Source organism: Alcaligenes sp. Me129 (assembly GCF_050487245.1).
Classification (GTDB): domain Bacteria; phylum Pseudomonadota; class Gammaproteobacteria; order Burkholderiales; family Burkholderiaceae_B; genus Alcaligenes; species Alcaligenes phenolicus.
This window is the reverse complement of the sequence record NZ_JBKQGX010000009.1, coordinates 63,368-83,855: the sequence shown is the minus strand read 5'-3', so window position 1 is coordinate 83,855 and position 20,488 is coordinate 63,368. Positions and strand designations below refer to the sequence as shown.

The 20,488-nt window shown below is 53.5% G+C and carries 16 protein-coding genes and 3 tRNA genes; 3 read left to right on the top strand and 16 right to left on the bottom strand.

The genetic code is table 11. The annotated features are described in order from the left end of the window. Position 1: 1 nt before the first annotated feature. From ACLPGZ_RS11500 to ACLPGZ_RS11465, 8 genes are all read right to left on the bottom strand, one after another. The gene (locus ACLPGZ_RS11500; RefSeq protein ID WP_042482529.1) at positions 2 to 613 is read right to left on the bottom strand and encodes an NADH-quinone oxidoreductase subunit C; all 612 of its coding nucleotides are present in this window, start codon (positions 611 to 613) and stop codon (positions 2 to 4) included. A gap of 26 nt (positions 614 to 639) precedes the next feature. Then, positions 640 to 1,116 (bottom strand): NuoB/complex I 20 kDa subunit family protein, encoded by a 477-nt coding sequence (locus tag ACLPGZ_RS11495; RefSeq protein WP_003801059.1) that lies wholly within the window; start codon positions 1,114 to 1,116, stop codon positions 640 to 642. A 146-nt stretch (positions 1,117 to 1,262) separates the two neighbouring features. Beyond that, complete coding sequence (locus ACLPGZ_RS11490) at positions 1,263 to 1,622, bottom strand: NADH-quinone oxidoreductase subunit A (protein WP_003801061.1); 360 nt, start codon at positions 1,620 to 1,622, stop codon at positions 1,263 to 1,265. Between the two features lie 521 nt (positions 1,623 to 2,143). Next, complete coding sequence (locus tag ACLPGZ_RS11485) at positions 2,144 to 3,376, bottom strand: porin (protein ID WP_239054511.1); 1,233 nt, start codon at positions 3,374 to 3,376, stop codon at positions 2,144 to 2,146. Between the two features lie 621 nt (positions 3,377 to 3,997). After that, positions 3,998 to 4,082: transfer RNA gene (locus tag ACLPGZ_RS11480), tRNA-Leu, on the bottom strand. A gap of 225 nt (positions 4,083 to 4,307) precedes the next feature. Then, complete coding sequence (gene secG, locus ACLPGZ_RS11475; protein WP_239054512.1) at positions 4,308 to 4,715, bottom strand: preprotein translocase subunit SecG; 408 nt, start codon at positions 4,713 to 4,715, stop codon at positions 4,308 to 4,310. 18 nt (positions 4,716 to 4,733) lie between these two features. Next, positions 4,734 to 5,474, bottom strand: coding sequence for a triose-phosphate isomerase (gene tpiA / locus ACLPGZ_RS11470; RefSeq protein ID WP_060186464.1), 741 nt, complete (start codon positions 5,472 to 5,474; stop codon positions 4,734 to 4,736). 158 nt (positions 5,475 to 5,632) lie between these two features. Next, on the bottom strand, positions 5,633 to 6,607 hold the full coding sequence (locus ACLPGZ_RS11465; RefSeq protein ID WP_035272457.1) for an NAD(P)H-quinone oxidoreductase: 975 nt from the start codon (positions 6,605 to 6,607) through the stop codon (positions 5,633 to 5,635). 233 nt (positions 6,608 to 6,840) lie between these two features. On the opposite strand from ACLPGZ_RS11465, the gene ACLPGZ_RS11460 reads away from it, so the two are divergent. Together ACLPGZ_RS11460 and ACLPGZ_RS11455 are read left to right on the top strand one after the other, a co-directional pair. Then, a tRNA-Ser gene (locus tag ACLPGZ_RS11460) sits at positions 6,841 to 6,930 on the top strand. A gap of 12 nt (positions 6,931 to 6,942) precedes the next feature. Next, positions 6,943 to 7,028 (top strand) — tRNA-Leu (locus tag ACLPGZ_RS11455). 226 nt (positions 7,029 to 7,254) lie between these two features. Here ACLPGZ_RS11455 and ACLPGZ_RS11450 read toward each other — a convergent pair. From ACLPGZ_RS11450 to ilvB, 7 genes are all read right to left on the bottom strand, one after another. After that, positions 7,255 to 8,970 (bottom strand): amidohydrolase, encoded by a 1,716-nt coding sequence (locus ACLPGZ_RS11450; RefSeq protein WP_239054513.1) that lies wholly within the window; start codon positions 8,968 to 8,970, stop codon positions 7,255 to 7,257. Between the two features lie 377 nt (positions 8,971 to 9,347). Beyond that, on the bottom strand, positions 9,348 to 11,486 hold the full coding sequence (gene pnp / locus ACLPGZ_RS11445; protein WP_035272454.1) for a polyribonucleotide nucleotidyltransferase: 2,139 nt from the start codon (positions 11,484 to 11,486) through the stop codon (positions 9,348 to 9,350). An 89-nt stretch (positions 11,487 to 11,575) separates the two neighbouring features. Then, positions 11,576 to 11,845 carry a 30S ribosomal protein S15 gene (rpsO, locus tag ACLPGZ_RS11440; RefSeq protein WP_003801068.1) on the bottom strand — a complete coding sequence of 90 codons (270 nt, stop codon included), beginning with the start codon at positions 11,843 to 11,845 and terminating at the stop codon, positions 11,576 to 11,578. A gap of 166 nt (positions 11,846 to 12,011) precedes the next feature. Further along, on the bottom strand, positions 12,012 to 12,779 hold the full coding sequence (gene pssA / locus ACLPGZ_RS11435) for a CDP-diacylglycerol--serine O-phosphatidyltransferase (protein ID WP_035272453.1): 768 nt from the start codon (positions 12,777 to 12,779) through the stop codon (positions 12,012 to 12,014). Between the two features lie 406 nt (positions 12,780 to 13,185). After that, on the bottom strand, positions 13,186 to 14,202 hold the full coding sequence (ilvC, locus tag ACLPGZ_RS11430; RefSeq protein WP_009456705.1) for a ketol-acid reductoisomerase: 1,017 nt from the start codon (positions 14,200 to 14,202) through the stop codon (positions 13,186 to 13,188). A gap of 215 nt (positions 14,203 to 14,417) precedes the next feature. Beyond that, positions 14,418 to 14,909: an acetolactate synthase small subunit gene (gene ilvN, locus ACLPGZ_RS11425; RefSeq protein WP_003801075.1), complete on the bottom strand. Its 492-nt coding sequence runs from the start codon at positions 14,907 to 14,909 to the stop codon at positions 14,418 to 14,420. Positions 14,910 to 14,919: 10 nt separating this feature from the next. Next, entirely contained in the window at positions 14,920 to 16,641 is a 1,722-nt protein-coding gene (gene ilvB / locus ACLPGZ_RS11420) for a biosynthetic-type acetolactate synthase large subunit (protein ID WP_035272452.1), read from the bottom strand. A gap of 440 nt (positions 16,642 to 17,081) precedes the next feature. Between ilvB and ACLPGZ_RS11415 the strand changes: the two genes are divergently transcribed. Further along, the gene (locus tag ACLPGZ_RS11415) at positions 17,082 to 19,367 is read left to right on the top strand and encodes an FUSC family protein (protein ID WP_239054514.1); all 2,286 of its coding nucleotides are present in this window, start codon (positions 17,082 to 17,084) and stop codon (positions 19,365 to 19,367) included. Positions 19,368 to 19,647: 280 nt separating this feature from the next. Here the strand turns inward: ACLPGZ_RS11415 and yaaA are convergent, their stop codons facing one another. Further along, entirely contained in the window at positions 19,648 to 20,433 is a 786-nt protein-coding gene (gene yaaA / locus ACLPGZ_RS11410) for a peroxide stress protein YaaA (protein WP_009456706.1), read from the bottom strand. Between the last annotated feature and the right edge of the window lie 55 nt (positions 20,434 to 20,488).

Sequence of the window (20,488 nt, the reverse complement as noted above, 5' to 3'; positions counted from 1 at the left end):
CTTATCGCCCAATTCCGTAATCGTCCTCGCGCACCACTCGTGGCGTGATTTCACGCGGCTCGATGGTGACGGGCTGGTAAATGACCCGCTTCTGCTCGGTGTCATAGCGCATTTCGACGTAGCCGGAGATGGGGAAGTCTTTGCGGAACGGATGACCGATGAAACCGTAGTCGGTCAGGATGCGACGCAGATCAGGGTGGTTCTCGAAAATAATGCCGTACAGGTCAAACGCTTCGCGCTCGAACCAGTTCACCGAAGGCCAGACCTCGAACAGGGTTGGCAAAGCGGGGAAATCGTCGTTGGGCACAAAGCAGCGCACACGCAGGCGCCAGTTGTGCTTCAAGGACATCAGGTGCAGCACAACGGCAAAGCGATGGGGAAACTGAGCCGATGCGGCCTGATAGGTAGGCGCTTTCCAGGCGGAATAATCAATCCCGCACAAGTCGATACAGGTCTCAAAGCGCAGATCAGCGTGGTCGCGCAGCAGTGTGCAGGTATCGAGCCATGCATCCACCGGCACTTCCAAAGTGAGTTCATTGCGCGCTTGCGTCAACGCAGCCTGCTCGCCAAGGATAGAGAGCAAGTTGGTTTTTAAAGTTTCTAGCCGTGTCATAGTCTTGTTTAGCCTGTTCTAACCGTTCAGCGTGCGATGGTATTGGTCAAACGGATCTTGTTCTGCATTTGCAGCAAGCCGTAAACCAGAGCTTCAGCGGTTGGAGGACAGCCCGGCACGTACACGTCTACCGGCACGATGCGGTCACAGCCGCGCACAACCGAGTAGGAGTAGTGGTAGTAGCCGCCACCATTGGCACAGGAGCCCATGGATACAACCCAGCGTGGCTCGGCCATCTGGTCGTATACCTTGCGCAAGGCAGGTGCCATCTTGTTGCACAGGGTGCCCGCCACAATCATCAAGTCAGATTGACGTGGGCTGGGACGGAAAATAATGCCGAATTGGTCCAGGTCATAGCGAGCCGCACCAGCGTGCATCATTTCCACTGCACAACAGGCCAGACCAAATGTCATGGGCCACATGGACCCTGTTTTTGCCCAGTTCAGAAACTTGTCTGCACTGGTCGTCACAAAACCTTCTTTGAGAATGCCGTCGATAGCCATAGTAGTTGCCTTTTGCCGGATCAGACCCTGGGAAGCCCCGGCCTATCCTGTTGCTGACCAAACCCGCTGTCATCAAGACGCATCCTCGTGCCCCTTATGCCCAGCAGCAGACGCGAAAACCCCAAGCAGGGTTCTCCATGGATGGGTTATTCCCAGTCCAGAGCGCCTTTTTTCCATTCGTAGATAAAACCGACCGTCAAAACGGCCAGGAACGCCATAACGGTCCAGAAACCGACCAGGCCTACTGTTCCATTGGCCATGGCCCAGGGAAACAGAAAAGCGATTTCCAGATCGAACATGATGAACAGAATCGCGATCAGGTAGTAACGAATGTCCACCTTCATGCGCGAATCGCCGAATGCTTCAAAACCGCATTCGTAAGGAGAGAGCTTTTCAGCATCGGGCCGGTTTGGACCAAGCACTCGACCGACTAAAAGTAGAGCCAGGCCAATCCCAGTGGCGACGATGATAAATAGCAAAACGGGAAAGTACTCTTGCAGGTTCATGCAAAGCATCCAATCGCAGTAAATAAACTCTTGGATTGTAGCATTTTGAGAGCACAGTTTTGGGGGATAACCCCAAACCATTACATCTATGCACGGGTGTTGCACCCATGCCGCAAAAACTGTCAGCTACCTGACCAAAAACCCTTCAACTATTGATTATTTACTTTATTAAGGGTTGTGATTTCAGGCATCAATTAATTATCTTACCCGCTTTTGTAAGGAAAATGTCAGCCTGAGACACCAAGAAAACGATTTTTCGTGCTTATTTTGTAAGCAAGACAAACAAAACCAAGTGGTCGCAAGCTCAGCCCAAGCTACAGAGCAGGATTATATGATTGCGCATATAAGCGGCCATGACAGGAACAGATATACAAGCAAACACCGACAACAGACGACCAACCAGACAGAGATAAATAGCCAAATAAAAAAGCCATCCCGAAGGATGGCTTTTTATACTTCATCAGCTCAAGCAAGCCCGAAGGCCTGCTTTTCGCAACGCGTAGACATGCTACGCGAAACGATTAGAACTGGTGACGCAGACCAACGCCGATCAGAGTCGACTTAGCGTCAGGCATGAAGTACACGTTCTTGGCGTAGGAGCCAATTGCGTACACGTTCGTGCGCTTGCTCAGTGGGTGGCTGTAACCCAGGCTGAAAGTGTGCTGTTTCTTGAACTCGGAGCCAGCGCCGTAGCTGTCTGGAGCCGAACGTGGGTCAGCCATTGTCCAAGAACCCATGATGGAGCCGGCGCCAACAGGTGCGGACAGACCAACCAGGTAGGAGTTAACTTTCAGGCCCTTACCCAGCAGTGTTTGCTGGTTCAACTCACCAAAGGTTTGACCTTCGAACAGACCGTTGCGAGTTTGACCGAATGCCAAGTAAGCCTTGATCACTTCGAAATCGTAGCTACCGCCGATGTTCCAGGACTTGATGGTTGTATCTTGAGCGTTGTCAAAAGTACCACCAATGATCTTACCGCTGCCGTCTTTAAATGGATTCACACCACGGACGCGCATTTGATCGTAAGTCAGAGCCACACCGATAGGACCGTTAGCGTAACGCAGACCGGTGGTAATAGCTTGCTTGTTGAAGTCTTTCGAGTTGATAGTGTCGCTAGTCAGCACAGGATTGCCAGTCACTGGATCCTTGACATACATTGGCAGATCTTTATCCCACGACTGTTTACCGTCAGCATTGAACGAGTAACCAACGCCGAACTGGAAGCCGGAGAAGTTAGGGGTTTGGTACATGACCATGTTGTCGTAACGAACGGTGTTGGCGGATGTGAATGCGCCACCGATGTTAGCTTGGTCAAAGCCACCGCCGAAAGGATCAGCAACAGCGCTCAGGTATTTGGAAGCGATGTTGGTTTGACGACCGAAGTCCAGTTGACCCCAGCTGTCGCCAGCCAGACCCAAAGTAGCTTGACGACCGAACAGACGACCACCTTGAGCCGAGTTACCGGTGCCCAGATCAAAGCCGCTTTCCAGAACGAACACAGCGCGCAGGCCATCGCCCAGATCTTCGGAACCCTTCAGGCCCCAACGGTTGCCGGACTGAATGCCGTTGATCAGGCCAGTACGCTTGGAGTTGATTTCTGCGCCAACACCGTTGCTTGCGTAGCCTTCGGTGCCTTTAACTTTTTGGTAACCAATACCAGCGTCCAGAATACCGTACAGGGTGACAGACGTTTCTGCGTGTGCGACGCCAGCGAAGCCGGCCATCAGAGCAGCAGCGAGCAGAGTCTTTTTCATGTAAGAAATCTCCGTAGATTTGAGTAAATCAGAGCAGCCCAACTACAACAGTGCTGCTGCTCTTTCTAACTCCGCGATGGGAAGTTAACGCTATTGCATCAAAATTCCCGTCGCTTGACTACGAAACCGTTCGGAAACGTGAATCTTTGTGCACAGCTTGTTGGCTATACACAACAAAAACCCACTTACAGCGGCTTTGCAAGCCGCTTTCGCCAAGCACGACAATTAGCAGCCTAAACCTACAATCTTCTTAAGAACTTGCTTTAAGTCTTCCGAGCAATCGGTCGCCAATACTGGTTTTCTGCAAGCAAGGCAAAAAATGAAATCAAGGCAAAAAAAGACCAGATCGCCGCTCTGAACCCATCAGGAGCCGGAGACGAACATATGGTTTGATTGATGAATTCTCATATTATGAGAATCAAAGCGGATGAAGAATTCAGCATGCACTGACCCGATTCAAGCGCTTATCCAACAAACAAGAACCAGCCTAAGAAATCACAGCGCAAGCAACTTCCAGAAAAAACAAAACACCAAAAAATGGCGAAAAAAAAACCTGTCCTTTTTCAGGATCAGGTTTTATTTCCAGGCTCTGCAGTCGCAGAACTTCCCAGCTTTTTTGTTTGGTGCCGACGACGAGACTCGAACTCGTACAGCTTACGCCACTACCCCCTCAAGATAGCGTGTCTACCAATTCCACCACGTCGGCAAGCAATCAAGACAGCGATATTAGCATGACAAAACTAAAGCTGTCAGTACAAAACAGCCCAAAACGCCTAAAAAAGCACGTACGCAGGCATATTCCACACAAACACCGCTAAATGAACAAAGCCCGCCATTACGGCGGGCTTCGATATCGCAGTTTCCGATCCCGCCTGTGATCTTTGTTGCCTCTTATATATAGAGCAACAACAAGCCCACAAACAGACCGAGCTTACTCAGCTGCGGGAACCGCTGGAGCGTTTTGCTCAGGAGCTGCCGAAGGAACAGCCGCAGGCACGGAGGCCGCCGGAGCAGGAACCGAAGCGGCGCCCGATGTGGCTGCACCAGGAACGGAAGACTCGTAACCTTGCATCACGCCTGTATCCACTTTCTGCGCAGGATGGTGAGCAACCCAGGCCAAACCACCGGTAGACACAAAAAAGACGATTGCCGCCCATTTGGTCATGCGCGACAAAAAGTTCGCCGCGCCCGCCGCACCAAACACACTACCTGCCGAACCACCACCAAAGGCCGAGCCCATATCAGCGCCCTTGCCTTGCTGCAGCAGAACCAGACCAATAATCAACAGCGAGGAGATAACCTGCACCGCCATCAGAACGGAAGACATCCAATCTTGCATTTAAAGACTCCAGACCCTTTAAGCGGCCACAATACGTAAAAATTCTTGCGCATCCAAAGATGCACCACCCACCAAGGCACCATCAATATCCGGCATGGCAAACAGCTCGGCGGCATTATCTGCCTTCACGCTGCCACCGTACAAAATACGCAACTGATCCGACTCCATATAGGCGCGAATCTGTTGATGCATTTGCTGCGCTTGCTCCGGCGTTGCAGTCAGGCCCGTACCAATAGCCCAAACCGGCTCATACGCCAGGACCAGTTTGGATACCACTTCAGCCCCAAGAGCTTTGATGGGTTCAAGCTGATCTTGCACCACACAGGTTTCCTGCCCCGCCTCACGATCGGCCAACTGCTCGCCAATACAGACAATGGGCGTCAAGCCCGCATCCAGTGCCGCAACAACTTTGGCGGCAACCTGAGCGCTACTTTCCTGGTGATACTGACGGCGCTCGGAATGCCCGACAATCACCCAGCGACAGCCGATATCAGCCAGCATTGCCGCCGAGATTTCCCCCGTGTATGCACCCTTGGCGTGGACACTGACATCTTGAGCGCCGACCGCTATGGTCGAATCTTTCAAGATACCTGCCACCTGAGGCAAATACACATAAGGAACGCATACAAGCACATCACAATCTGCCTGCGCACCAGGCTGAACGAGCAGTTCTTGCAGCAGACGGCTGTTGCCATCAAGCGAGCCATTTAATTTCCAATTACCCGCAACCAGTCGTTTACGCGAAGAATGTACGCTCATTGCTCCCTTGATGCCAGTCAAAAAGTTACACCAACGCCCACAATCAAGGCGCAGCTAACCGGCTATTGTAGCGCGTGCTAATCCGTTTCGCGCATATTTGACAGAAAATTCGTTTCAGAACAGCAAGAAAAAGGGTGGCTGCGCCACCCTTGCTGCTTTTATGGAACAAGAATGATCTTGCCCACCTGCTCACCCGCCTCCATCATGGCATGCGCTTCGCTCGCCTTTTCCAAGGGGAAAGTGGCATGAATCAAGGGACGTACCTGCCCTGCTTCCAGCAAAGGCCAGACACGCTCTTTCAGAGCCTGCGCCAGTTGCGCCTTGAACTCGACAGAGCGGGACCGCAAGGTTGAGCCAGTGATAGTCAGGCGACGACGCAGGATCTCCCCACAGTTAATCGTGGCCTTCACCCCACCCAGCAAAGCAATAATGACGATACGACCGTCATCAGCCAGACACGTCAAATCCCGGTTGATATAGTCGCCAGAGACCATATCCAGAATCACATCAACGCCACGGCCGCCTGTTTTGCTTTTGATGACGTCTTCGTAAACCTCGGTTTTATAGTTGATGCCGATCCCGCCCAAGCGATTAATGGCCTCCACGCGCTCATCACTGCCTGCCGTGGCATATACCGTATGCCCCAGAGCCACTGCCAACTGGATAGCTGTTGTTCCAATTCCGCTTGCACCACCATGAACCAGCAGGGTTTCACCCTTGCTCAACTGACCACGGTCGAACACATTGCTCCAGACAGTGAAGAAAGTTTCTGGCAGCCCCGCCGCCTCCAGCAAGCTGAAACCCGCAGGAATAGGCAGGCACTGCTGTACTGGCACCACACAATATTCGGCATAGCCACCACCAGTGACCAACGCACAGACCTGATCCCCTATCTTGAACTCACTGCCCTGCACATCGCCCGATACGATTTCACCGGCCAGTTCCAGGCCGGGAATATCAGACGCACCAGCCGGCGGCGGGTAAGCGCCTGCTCGTTGCAAGACGTCCGGACGGTTCACACCCGCCGCCAGCACCTTGACCAGCACTTCACCAGGACCTGTTTGTGGCATGGGGCGCTCGCCCACTTGCAACACTTCCGGCTTTCCGAACTCGGTAATTTCAACAGCTCGCATACCTACTCCCTGATATCTAGACTATTTTTCCAGCGCGGCTGCAAGCACAAACCATAAGCAGCCGCCTTACCTGATGCAATCTATCACAGGCACTGGCATCAACGCCCTATTCCAGCCATGAAAACAGATTATTTCGATGACGCTGGCAAATTTATACGTTACACTTTAAGGCTTTCCTGGCCTCCGTGCTTTTTTGCGCATGTGACTTGTCAGGAAGAAAAGCCCAACAGACAGGAAGCGTGCCAGAGCGGTTGAATGGACCGGTCTTGAAAACCGGCGATGGGGTAACCCATCCGTGAGTTCGAATCTCACCGCTTCCGCCATCATCTCCCGCTGCATCCATGGCGGAATTGGTAGACGCAAGGGACTTAAAATCCCTCGATCTTTGATCGTGCCGGTTCGATTCCGGCTGGATGCACCATAGACCTGACGCGGTCTGCGCTGATACATAAGCCTTGAATTTGCCCAAACCTGCGTTGGTTTTGCAGCAAAAACCAGGCGACAAAAAGCCCACTACGCATAGTGGGCTTTTTTGTTTACCTAACCATCGAATGGGGCAGTAACCATCTGCCGCTATATAAGCCGCATACGGCATACACACTGCCTGTTCAAACCCTGTCAATCAGAAAAACACTGCCAGACTCCTTCTACGGAGCTGCGCCGTAGACCTGCCGACCGGCAAAGTAAGTCGCCAGAACCTGAGTGTCTTTCAAAGCCTCTACATCTACCTCCAGCACATCGCGATCCAACACGATAAAGTCTGCCTGCTTACCCACCTCCAGAGAGCCAATTTCCCTCTCCATTCGGATAGCCCTGGCCGCGTTGATGGTATAGGCCCTAAACATACTGTCTTTATCCATACGCTCGCCTGCATTCAAACCGCCATCTGGCCCAGAGCGTGTCATTGCATGATGCATGGCTTCCCACGGATTCGCCGTAGAAATAGGCCAATCACTGGCACCCACAATCACCGCTCCATGCTGCTGCAGCGACCGAGCTGGATACTGACCCTGAAACTCCGAATCAGGAATATAAGGCTTGACCAGATCAAGCAGATAGTTATCAATCTCGGCCCAGTGCAACTGCATGACAGCCATCACATCAAGCTGTTTAAAACGGGGATAATCAGCCGAGCTTACCAACTGCAGATGCGTAATTGAATGCGGTACACCACTGCTGCGCTTTTTGCGCGCCGACTCAATAGCATCCAAAGACACACGCACAGCCCTGTCGCCCAAAGCGTGGATATGCACCAGCCAGCCACGCTGATCAATAGCATCAACCAGCTGCGTCATTTTGCGCTGCTCCAGCAACAGCTCGCCCTGCTTGCCAGAGTTTTCATAGCGGCCCAGCAAGGCTGCGCTTTGAGCCGGATACTCCAACACCCCATCAGCAAACACCTTGATACCCGGCAAACTCAGGTTAGGGATGTGCGCAAAGCGCTTTCGGACACCATCAAGCTGCTCCAGATCCGCAGCATCACTCTCCGGACTGGCCACCAGCAAGGCAGCAACATGAGCAGTTAATAAACCCGCTTCTGATAAAACCCGGTAAGCCGGCAATATGCCCTCTCCAACACTGCCAAGAGGTCGAGAAAACAAAGCCTCCCCCGGCCCGGCGTTGGCCGCCGGGTCCATCCAGGCCGTAATGCCATAGCGATTATTGGTTTCAATAGCGATTTTTGCAGCTGCCAGTAGCTGCTTTTCAGCTGGTTTGGGCAAGATCACCGTTACCTTATCCAGGCCAGCATCCACCAACACCCCATCAGGCTGACCATTACTGGCCACACCGATGGTGTGTTGAGACTTCGCAGGCAATGACTGCACGTAAGCAGCGTCAATTCCCGCCTTTTCACGCATTGCCTGATTCGCCCAGGCCGTATGATAGTCAGCCCCCATCAGCAACACAGCCTGGTGCTGCCAAGCCCCAGCATCCAGCAAATCGCTCAATGACTCGGGCGCAGACCACACCGCAGGATTCACCCCAAACACCACCATAGGCACATCCGGTCCGGACTCTTTTTCCACCAGCCAGGTTTGCAATTGCTGAGCGAGCTCAAGCGGACTGAGCTCTTGATCCTCCAGATTTGGCGCCAAGGCAGCCAGGCCCGCAAAAATAGCGTGGGAGTGCGCATCAATCAGGCCAGGCATAACGCGTCGACCCTCAAGGCTTAGCATGCGAGTTTTCGCTCCCTGATAGTGCAAGATCTGTTCGCTCTTGCCTATGGCCAGAATTCGGCCCTGGCTCACGGCCATCGCCTCGGCATCAGGTGAATTGGCATTAGCGGTATAGATCTTCGCGTCCAGAAAGATCGTATCAGCGACTTCATTAGCGCCAACGCTCCCCGTAGACCCAACTAGCATCACAGCACACAAGCACCTGAATAGCCTGTTTATCCCCATCATTGACTGTCTCCTGCCTCAGCTTTTGATCATGCTCGGCCAGTACCCACCCAAGCGACAACTCAAACTTGGATCAGCATGACATCGCATCACTCTCTGTTTATGGATTTTATGATCTCGACATCCAGACAGCGCTTAATAAAGCCCTGCTAACCCAAGACAAGCGCTACCAAAACCCACGACAGATTCCCTCTAAAGCACGAAGACCAAGGCTTTAGCCAGAATGTACAACGTTTAAACAAGGCGCATTCAAACCAGTCCCCTCCAACCCCGGGCAATGCCAAACGCAAAAAACCCGCCTTGCAGCGGGTTTTTCTTCAAGCAGACTACAAACGCTATCAGGAAGCAGCAGGAGCAGCTGGGCCGCCTTGAGCTTCGATACCGCCAATAGCCTTGATCGACAGACGCAGACGACCTTTCTCGTCAGCTTCGATGACCTTGACCTTAACAACCTGACCTACTTTCAGCACGTCATTGATGTTGGCGATACGGTAGTTGGCAATCTCGGAGATATGCAGCAAGCCGTCACGGCCTGGCAGCACTTGCACAATCGCGCCAAAGTCCAGCAAACGCATCACTGGGCCTTCGTATTCCTGACCCACTTCCACTTCAGCGGTCAGTTCCTTAATACGACGCTCGGCTTCGCGGGCCTTGTCCAGATCAGCACTGGCGATCGTGATGGTGCCGTCATCCGAAATATCGATCTGTGTACCGGTTTCTTCGGTCAGAGCGCGGATGGTTGCACCACCCTTACCAATCACGTCACGAATCTTCTCGGGGTTGATCTTCACGGTCAGCATGCGAGGCGCAAATTCGGACATCTCGGTACGGGAACCGTCGATGGACTCTTTCATCTTGCCCAGGATGTGCATACGGCCTTCGTGAGCCTGAGCCAATGCAACCTGCATGATTTCCTTGGTGATGCCCTGGATCTTGATGTCCATCTGCAAAGCAGTAATACCTTTCTCGGTACCGGCAACCTTGAAGTCCATATCGCCCAGGTGATCTTCGTCACCCAGAATGTCGGTCAGCACAGCAAACTTGTTGCCTTCCTTGATCAGACCCATGGCCACACCGGCCACGTGATCTTGCACAGGCACGCCAGCGTCCATCATGGACAGGGAGCCACCACACACCGATGCCATGGAGGAGGAACCGTTGGATTCAGTGATCTCGGACACCACGCGGATGGAGTACTGGAAGTCTTCAGCGGCTGGCAGCAAGGGAGTCAAAGCACGCTTGGCCAGACGACCGTGACCGATTTCACGACGCTTGGGAGCGCCGAAACGGCCAGCTTCGCCAGTGGCGAATGGAGGCATGTTGTAGTGCATCATGAAGCGATCGCGGTACTCGCCCATAATCGAATCAATGATCTGCTCGTCTTGCTTGGTACCCAGAGTGGTGACCACCAAGGCCTGAGTTTCGCCACGTGTGAACAAGGCGCTACCGTGAGCACGGGGCAGAACACCCAGACGAATGCTGATAGGACGAACGGTGCGGGTATCGCGACCGTCAATACGGGATTCGCCGCTCAAGATGCGCGAGCGCACAATCTTGCTTTCCAGGTCGAACATCATGTTTTCAACGGCGACCATATCAGGCTGATCCTGACCGGCGGCTTCAGCTTGAGCCTTGACCGTTTCTTTAACTTGAGCGTAGACAGCGCGCACTTGCTCGGTACGAGCTTGTTTTTCGCGAGTCTGGTAGGCCTGTGTCAGACCTTCTTCAGCAGCAGCGGTTACCGCAGCCAACAGGCTTTCGTTAACAGCAGCAGGCTGCCAATCCCACTCGGGCTTGCCAGCTTCTTCAACCAGTTCGTGAATGCAGTTGATGGCTGCTTGCATTTGCTCGTGAGCAAACACCACACCACCCAGCATGACTTCTTCGGACAATTGCTTGGCTTCGGACTCAACCATCAGCACAGCCTGCTCGGTACCAGCCACAACCAGATCCAGAGCCGAAGATTTCAGCTGAGTAGCGGATGGGTTCAGCACGTACTGACCATCAACGTAACCCACACGGGCAGCACCCACAGGACCGTTGAAAGGAATGCCGGAAATAGCCAGGGCAGCCGAGGCGCCAATCATGGCAGCGATATCAGGATCAATTTCAGGGTTGACCGATACCGTGTGAATGATGACCTGAACTTCGTTGTAGAAGCCTTCAGGGAACAGGGGACGCAGTGGGCGGTCGATCAGGCGGGAGATCAGGATCTCGCGCTCGGATTGGCGGCCTTCACGCTTGAAGAAACCACCAGGAATCTTGCCAGCGGAGTAGGTTTTTTCGACGTAATCAACGGTCAGAGGGAAAAAATCCTGACCTGCTTTCGCTTCGCTTTTGCCAACAACAGTGGCCAACACAACAGTGTCTTCAATCGAAACCAGCACGGCACCTGACGCCTGACGTGCGATTTCGCCGGTTTCCAGAACGACGGTATGTTCGCCGTACTGGAAAGACTTGGTGACTTTATTGAACATTAGGAGAATCCTTACAATAAAAAAACCGTGCACACAGCGAAACCAGTTCGCCGAATGCACGGTTGTTTAGCGGGGAGCCAGCCCCGGTATCACTTACGCAGACCGAGTTTTTCGATCAAAGCACGGTAAGCGTCTGGATTACGACCTTTCAGGTAATCCAGCAATTTGCGACGACGGCTAACCATGCGCAACAGACCACGACGGGAGTGGTGATCTTTGTTGTGAGCCTTGAAGTGGCCGGTCAATTCGTTGATGCGAGCGGTCAGCAAAGCCACTTGCACTTCTGGGGAGCCTGTATCGCCTTGTTTACGCTGAAACTCGGAAACGATATCGACTTTTTTGATATCTGCAACTGCCATTTTATTTAGCCTCTAAGACTTGCGTTAGGACCGAGGTGCCCTAACGTGTTGAAAATGAGATTGAGTGCACCGGGCCCATCAGGCCAAGTGCAAGCAAACGATTATAACGAAAAACCGGACAAGGCGTTAAGCATTTCGGCCTGCTGGCCTGCCAAAGCCGGGGATTTTAGTTGTTTCCACGCCGAAGTCGTGCCAAAGCACGGGCTCGACGCCAGCGCCAGGCCATCACAAACCAGCCCGACAAGCCATACAGGCAGAACAGGCCAAACAGGAAGACTGGCGGATCTGTAGAGACAAACACGAAGACCAGCACAAAAAGCAGCATGACCCAAAATGGCACGCTACGGCTGATCGCAAAGGACTTACCGCTGTAGAACGGCGCATTGGAGACCATGGCCAGGCCGGCATAAATGGTTAAACCAAAGGCAACCCAGGGAATCACATTCACTTGCAAGGACAGCTTGTTGTCCACCGCCAGCCAGACAAAGCCAGCGACCAGAGCAGCGGCCGCCGGGCTGGGCAAGCCCTGGAAAAAACGCTTGTCGACCACTTCAATATTGGTATTGAAGCGGGCCAGGCGCAGCGCACCACCGGCTACGTAAATAAAGGAAGCCAACCAGCCCCAGCGTCCCAGGCCCTGCATGGCCCAGACGTACATGACCAGCGCGGGCGCCGCACCAAAGGAAATCATGTCTGCCATGGAGTCGTATTGCTCACCAAAGGCGGACTGAGTATTGGTCAAACGAGCAACCCGCCCGTCCATACCATCAAACACCAGCGCCAGGAAAATGGCGATGGCTGCCGCCTCAAAGCGGCCATTCATGGCCTGCACAACAGCATAAAACCCCGCGAACAGATTGGCGGTCGTAAATGCGTTGGGCAGAAGATAGATGCTACGCCGACGACGGGTTTCATCATTGAGCAAATTGGGCATAATTTATGCTTTAAGAGTTGTTGCTAAGGACTGAACACTCGAATGTAGCATTGTCCCCAAGGCTACAGAGTGCAAATAATTCCAGCATATATAAGCCAGAGCGAACAGAAATGGCCAAGAGGCCTGCGGCCAGGGAGTTCATGGATAAACAGTAGATTTTATCGAACCCGCTTGCGCACCACCTCAACAGGGGCACGATGGTCAAACCAAGCACTGCATTTTATCGCGCCCTCACCGATACGGCTATAAGACGAGAACAAGGCGCTTCCATCCTTTTCTCAGCCCAAGCAGAGGCGGCGCTGAAAGCCAAATTCTTGCAGCAATAAAAAACCGGCTGACGCCGCAAGACGTCAGCCGGTTCAGGCTCAAGACCAGGGCAGCTTATGAGGTTGCCCCGATATCAAACTTAGTTCTTGGACTTGTCGACCAGCTTGTTAGCGGCGATCCAAGGCATCATGGAGCGCAGCTTGCTACCCACTTGCTCGATCTGCGATTCGGCGTTGATACGACGACGCGAGATCAGGGTAGGAGCGCCGGCGGCGTTTTCCAGGATGAAGTTCTTGGCGTACACGCCGGTCTGGATGTCTTCCAGGCACTGACGCATGGCTTTGCGGGTTTCGTCGGTAACAATCTTCGGACCGGTCTCGTATTCGCCGTATTCGGCGTTGTTGGAGATCGAGTAGTTCATGTTGGCGATACCGCCTTCGTAGATCAGGTCCACGATCAACTTCAGTTCGTGCAAGCACTCGAAGTAAGCCATTTCAGGAGCGTAACCAGCCTCAACCAGCGTGTCGAAACCAGCCTTGATCAGCTCAACCGCACCACCGCACAGAACAGCCTGTTCACCGAACAAGTCGGTTTCGGTTTCTTCGCGGAAGTTGGTTTCGATGATACCGGCACGGCCACCGCCGTTAGCCGATGCGTAAGACAGAGCTACGTCGCGAGCAGCGCCGGTCTTGTCCTGGTAAACAGCGATCAGGTGAGGAACGCCGCCGCCTTGGCTGTAGGTGCCACGCACAGTGTGACCAGGAGCCTTGGGAGCAATCATGATGACGTCGATATCGTCACGTGGCACAACTTGGCCGTAGTGAACGTTAAAGCCGTGAGCAAATGCCAGAGCGGCGCCGGGCTTGATGTTTTCAGCAACCTGGTTGCGGTAAACCTCAGCAATGTTTTCGTCAGGCAACAAGATCATGACGACATCAGCGCTCTTGACGGCTTCAGCCACTTCCTGAACTTTCAGGCCAGCGTTCTCGGCTTTGCTCCAGGAGGCGCCGCCTTTGCGCAGACCAACAACCACGTTCACGCCGGACTCGTGCAGGTTCAGGGCGTGGGCGTGGCCTTGCGAGCCGTAACCGATGATGGCAACAGTCTTGCCTTTGATCAGGGAAAGATCACAATCCTTGTCGTAGAAAACTTTCATTTCAGGTGCTCCAAATTTAATAATTTCGCTTAAACAGCAATTCGAGAATGGCCGCTCATGCAGCAGCGGCACAAAAAAGACCTTGACTCATTACTTCCAGAACAGGGCCACCGCGGTCTACACAGCGTCAGGCCGTGTTTACCCTTTATAAGGAGCCGCCTTGAAAAGCAGCTCCTTGAATAAAAGCGGTAATTATGTCCTGAAAAAGCCTTGGCTTACAGCTTTAAGACACGTTCGCCACGGCTGACACCAGAGACCCCGGTGCGCACTGTTTCAAGAATGGCCGTACGATCCAGCGCATTGATGAAAGCAGCAATTTTGTCTTGAACACCGGTCAGTTCGATGGTGTATGTCTTGTCCGTAACATCAATGATGCGACCACGGAAAATATCCGCCATGCGCTTCATCTCTTCACGTTCCTTGCCCACCGCCCGCACTTTGATCAGCATGAGTTCACGCTCGATGTGAGGGCCTTCGGACAGATCCACCACCTTGACCACGTCAACCAGACGGTTCAAGTGCTTGGTGATCTGCTCGATGACGTCGTCCGCCCCTCGGGTAACGATAGTCATGCGAGACAGGGTGTCGTCCTCGGTTGGAGCAACCGTCAAGGTCTCGATGTTATAGCCACGGGCCGAAAACAGGCCGACCACACGGGACAGTGCGCCGGGCTCGTTTTCCAGAAGGATAGAAATGACGTGTTTCATGATTCTCTCCTTACAGATCGTCCGGGCCCAAGAGCATTTCTGTCAGGCCGCGGCCTGCTTTCACCATCGGGAACACGTTTTCGGTTTGGTCCGTGATGAAGTTCAGAAATACCAGGCGGTCTTTGTGCGTGGTGAAGGCTTCGCGAATAGCGGGGACCACATCGGCTGGCTTGTCGATCTCCAGACCCACGTGACCATAGCTTTCCACCAGTTTGACAAAGTCAGGCAGTGCATCCACGTAAGACTCGGAATAACGCGAGCCGTAGTCGATTTGCTGCCACTGGCGCACCATGCCCAAATAACGATTGTTCAGGCAAAGAACCTTGGGGCTCAAGCGGTACTGTTTACACGTAGACAGTTCCTGGATGTTCATCTGAATGGAGCCCTCACCAGTGATGACGGCAACATCCTGGCCAGGGTTGGCCATTTGCACACCCATTGCGTAAGGCAAGCCCACGCCCATCGTGCCCAGGCCACCGGAATTGATCCAGCGACGAGGCTTATTGAATTTGTAGTACTGAGCCGCCCACATCTGGTGCTGACCCACATCAGACGTCACGAAAGCGTTGCCGCCCGTCACTTCCCACAGGGATTCCACCACGTATTGCGGCTTGATCAGCTCGTCCGACTTGGCGTAGGCCAAGGAGTTCTTGCCACGCCAGACATTGATCTGTTTCCACCAATCATTCAGGGAGGGCTGGTTCTGCGATTCCTGACGGCTTTGCGCATACAGCTCATTGAACTCGGTCAGCACGTCTTTGACACAGCCCACGATAGGCACATCAACTTTCACGCGCTTGGAAATTACCGAAGGATCAATATCAATATGAATGATCTTGCGTGGGTTCTGACCGAAGTGGCGGGTATTACCAATCACTCGATCATCAAACCGTGCACCCACTGCGATCAGAACGTCGCAATGCTGCATGGTCATATTGGCTTCGTAAGTACCGTGCATGCCGGGCATGCCGATGTACTGATCCGCCGTACCTGGATAGGCACCCAGACCCATCAAGGTAGTCGTGCAAGGAGCACCGCTTAACTTGACCAGCTCATTGAGCTCACTGTCAGCATTACCCAGCACCACACCACCACCAACATAAATCAGCGGGCGCTCGGCGCTATTGAGAATCTGGACGGCTTTCTTGATCTGACCTTGATGGCCTTTGGTCACAGGTGCGTAGGAACGCATCTTGACCTCGCCACGCTTGGGCGTGTATTTGCACGTTGCGGTCGTAATATCTTTAGGGATATCAATCAGCACAGGACCAGGACGGCCTGTCGTGGCAATAAAAAATGCCTTGCGAATGGTATCGGCCAAATCACGAACATCGCGCACCAGGAAGTTGTGCTTGACGCAAGGACGGGTGATACCGATGGCATCACATTCCTGGAAAGCATCTTCACCAATTGCCTGGGTGCTGACCTGCCCACTGATGATGACCATCGGAATGGAGTCCAGGTAAGCGGTCGCAATACCGGTGACGGCATTGGTGACGCCCGGGCCACTGGTTACCAGTGCCACGCCAACTTTTTGGGACGAACGGGAATAGGCATCCGCAGCATGAACAGCAGCCTGTTCATGACGCACAAGAATGTGCTGGAAGCGGTCCTGCTTGAAGATTGCGTCGTAGATATAGAGAACGGCACCACCCGGATAACCGAAAACGTGTTCCACGCCTTCGTCCGCGAGCGTGCGCACAACAATATCTGCGCCATTTAATTCAGACATGAGTTTTCCTTTCAGTCTTGCTCTGCAATATCGACTGACCACGACGGTCCGAGCTTGAACCGATGTCAGCAACATGATCTGGCGCTTCATGGCCCACAGGACCACACCACCCAGACACATTACCGTCCGGCCTGCACTCTTCGACACCCAGTGCGTGCATACAAAAACGTATGCGTTAGCTTGAAACGGAAGTCCTGGCATCCCACGCTTGTGACGCGGCCAGCAACAAAGTTTTTAGGCGCAAAAAACCGGGCGGATGGCCCGGTTAACAGTGCCTCGCTACAATTTGCTCGGATAAGGAGCAAAAACACCTGGTTACTTTACCTTGACTGCACAAAGCGAGCAACTGTGATTGTTGGTAAAGTGCAAAAAAACAGGCTTAAAGCTTGCATACGTAAAACGATATACTGTCTACCTATGACGAGCTGTCCGGGTATTTTATGGCATCGCCCATCCCACAATTAAAACAATTCCTGTATAGCCACTATTTTTTCGGCGGACTGCGCCAGTCCATCGGTGTGCTGTTGCCGGTCATTATTTTGGGCCGCTTCTTTGGTCACTATGACATTGGCGTCATTGCGTCCATGGGTGCCACCTGCGTTGCCATCATTGACCAACCCGGCGGCCCACGCCGCTATCGCAACAATGAAATGCTGGGCGGTATTGCGCTGGGCACGGTCACCGTTGGCCTGACAGGTCTGGCCTCCAGCTCTCCCCTGCTGCTGGTCCTGTGCGTACCGTTTCTGTGCTTTCTGTACAGCATGTTCTCCGTCTTTGGTCGTCGCGGCGGGCTGATCGGCTTTGCTGCCCTGCTGCTGATGACCTTGACGATGCGCTTTCCCATGCAGCCTCACGAGGTATTGGCGCACACGCTGTATTCCTTTGCCGGTGGCTTGTCCTATTACCTGTTCAGCACCTTGTTCAGGCGGCTGTTCTGGTATCGGGAGGAGCGTCAGACGCTGGCCGTCGCCCTGTTTGCCACGGCTGAATACATGGAGGCGCGCTCGCAATTCTATGACTCCACCTCGGATCTGGACGCCTGCTATAGACGGCTGATCAATCTTCAATCCAATATGACCGAAAAGCACCAGGCCGCTCGCGATGTGGTGCTACGTGAATTGCCGCGCGGTTATGGACGAGGCGATCACCACCGCAAGGCACTGCTGACAATCTTCTTGAATATGGTCAGCATTCTGGACTCGCTGGTCGCGACCTATACCGACTACACCGTCCTGCGCCGTCAGCTTTCCGACAGCGATTTCATGGTTTTTGCGCGTGATGGCTTGCACAAGCTTTCGTTGGATATTGGCCGCATTGCCATGAATGTTTCACGAAGCGCTCGCACCACCCGTCGCTCCAGCGTCAAAGCGGAAATCCGCGCCATGGAATACGAGCTGGAGAAGTACAAACGCCAGGGCATGTCGCAAACAGACCCGGAAACCTACGCCCTGCTAGTCCAGGTCTTGCGCCGACTGCGTAACCTGAACCGTATTGTGGACAGCATGGCAAGCCTGTCGCATCGTGCCAGCCAGAACCTGCCAGTCGATCAGTACCTGAATAAATCGCTAAGCCGCATGCTCTCGCGTGAAGAACTGCGTTTGGGCATGCTCAGCAGCAATATGAAGCTGAAGTCCTCGCACTTCCGCTATGCGGCACGTGTCAGCATTGCGTCCATGGTGGCCCTGGGAGTTGGCGCACTCAGCGCCCATTTCCAAAGCGAACTGGGCCTGGTCAGCGCCCTGACAGCACACAGTTACTGGATCATCCTGACGATTCTGGTCATTATGAAGCCAGGCTTTGCCATCACACGCCAACGCAATGGCTGGCGCCTTTTTGGCACGGTACTGGGCTGCGGGGCGGCCTTCCTGCTCCTGAAGCTAACGGACAACCGCGAGCTGTATCTGATCGCCATGTTGCTGGCCTACCTGCTGGGTAACAGCCTGGTTCAACTGAACTTCCTGCTATCGGCCCTGTTCAACACAATCTTTGTGATTTTGTCCTTCCAATTCCTGTCCACGGGCGGCTCCTTCATTATTGGAGAACGTCTGGTGGATACGCTGATTGGTTGCGGTATTGCCATGGCCGCCAGTTACTTGCTCCCCAACTGGGAATCCAGCGCCATGACAGGCCTGGCCCGAGCAGCCTTGGCCGCCAACAAAGAGTTCTGGCGTGCAGGGCTGGAATTCGCTCGCTTGAGCCGCCTGCATAACCAGATCCTTAAAAGCGGTCAGGAAGGCGAACCCACTATGACAGAGGCCCAGAAAAACCAGGTGGATCTGGACTTGATGGAAGCCGACACCGCCTGGCAAGTGGCAAACAAGAACGTACACATTGCCTTCAGCAACTTTGCCTCGGCCTTTTATCGCATGATGGATGAACCAGTTAGCCGACAAGCCAATGTATCCCTGCTGAATAATCTGCTGATTCAGAACCACGTGCTGGCCTCGCAGATCAGCGCCGCTGCCCCGCTTCTGGCTAATTTGAGTCAGATTCCGCCAGGCATCCAGAACTCCCTGGATGCCATTGGCGCGCTGATTAACGACCAGGATGCCGACCCGCCTGCTTCCATCGAAACCGACGGTGAGCTGGCCATGCTGGCCTACCCTATCCGTCAGATGGTCAAGGCCGCCCAACTGATACGTCAGGATATGAAAGGCCTGGAATACAGCACTGGCCCGCAACTGCCGCCTGAGCGCAAGCAGGAACTGAAACAGCAAGGGGCCTGATGACCATGCCATGTCCCGTATACATGTGGAGCACGCTGTCGGGACCAAATAAACAAGAACTCAAAGCACAAAGCACAAAGCACAAAGCACAAAGCACAAAGCACAAAGCACAAAGCACAAAGCAAAAGAGCATAGGGTGCCAAGCCCTCCTCAGTTCGCAGGACTAAAAATAAAAAGGCAAGGCGCAAATACATGGCCTTGCCTTTCCTTTTTTACCTGCAAGACCGCAGATCAGCTAAAGAGCTGTTCTTACGGCGCAAGCAACAACGCTAACTACTTATCAAGCCTTGGCATCCTGCTCGGAGCGACGGAACACCAGCTTGTCCTCGCTGGAGAGCTCAGGCTGGAATACATACCCCTCGCGATCAAACGCCTTCAAGCCTTCCACTGTTTGCACACGCTTGTCGATGACAAAGCGGGCCATCAAACCACGGGCTTTCTTGGCGTAGAAACTGATAATCTTCCAGACACCGTTTTTCTCGTCCTGGAAAACGCACTGAACCACACGGGCACGCAAGGCTTTTTGATCGACCGCCTTGAAATACTCTTCGGAGGCCAAGTTCAAGACAACGGGCTTGGCTTCGCCTTCCTGACGCTCGTTCAAATAATTGGCAATCCGGCTGCCCCAGTAAGCGTACAAATTGGCACCTTCGGGATTCTTCAAGCGAGTGCCCATTTCCAGACGGTAAGGACGCATCAAATCCAAAGGACGCAAAGCACCGTACAAACCGCTAAGAATCACAATGTGGTCCTGCGCCCACTTCAGCTCCTTGTCCGACAAATCCGTTGCAGCCATGCCCTCATATACATCACCATTAAAAGCCAGAATGGCCTGACGGGCATTGGAGCGGTCAAACTTGGGCTCCCACTCCTGGTAACGCTGGACATTCAAGCGCGCCAGGTCGTCGCTCAGCTTCATCAAGCCGGCAATATCCTCTTCGGACTGAGTGCGCAAAATATCAATCAAGCCTTGCGCCTGCTCCACAAACAGAGGCTGGGTTTCCAGCTGCGTGCGTACAGGGGAATCGTAATCCAGCTTTTTCGCTGGCGAGAGCAATAACAACATGCGCCTATATCCTTTCTATCCAAACAGATAAAGGGCCATGCCCTTTATCTGCCAT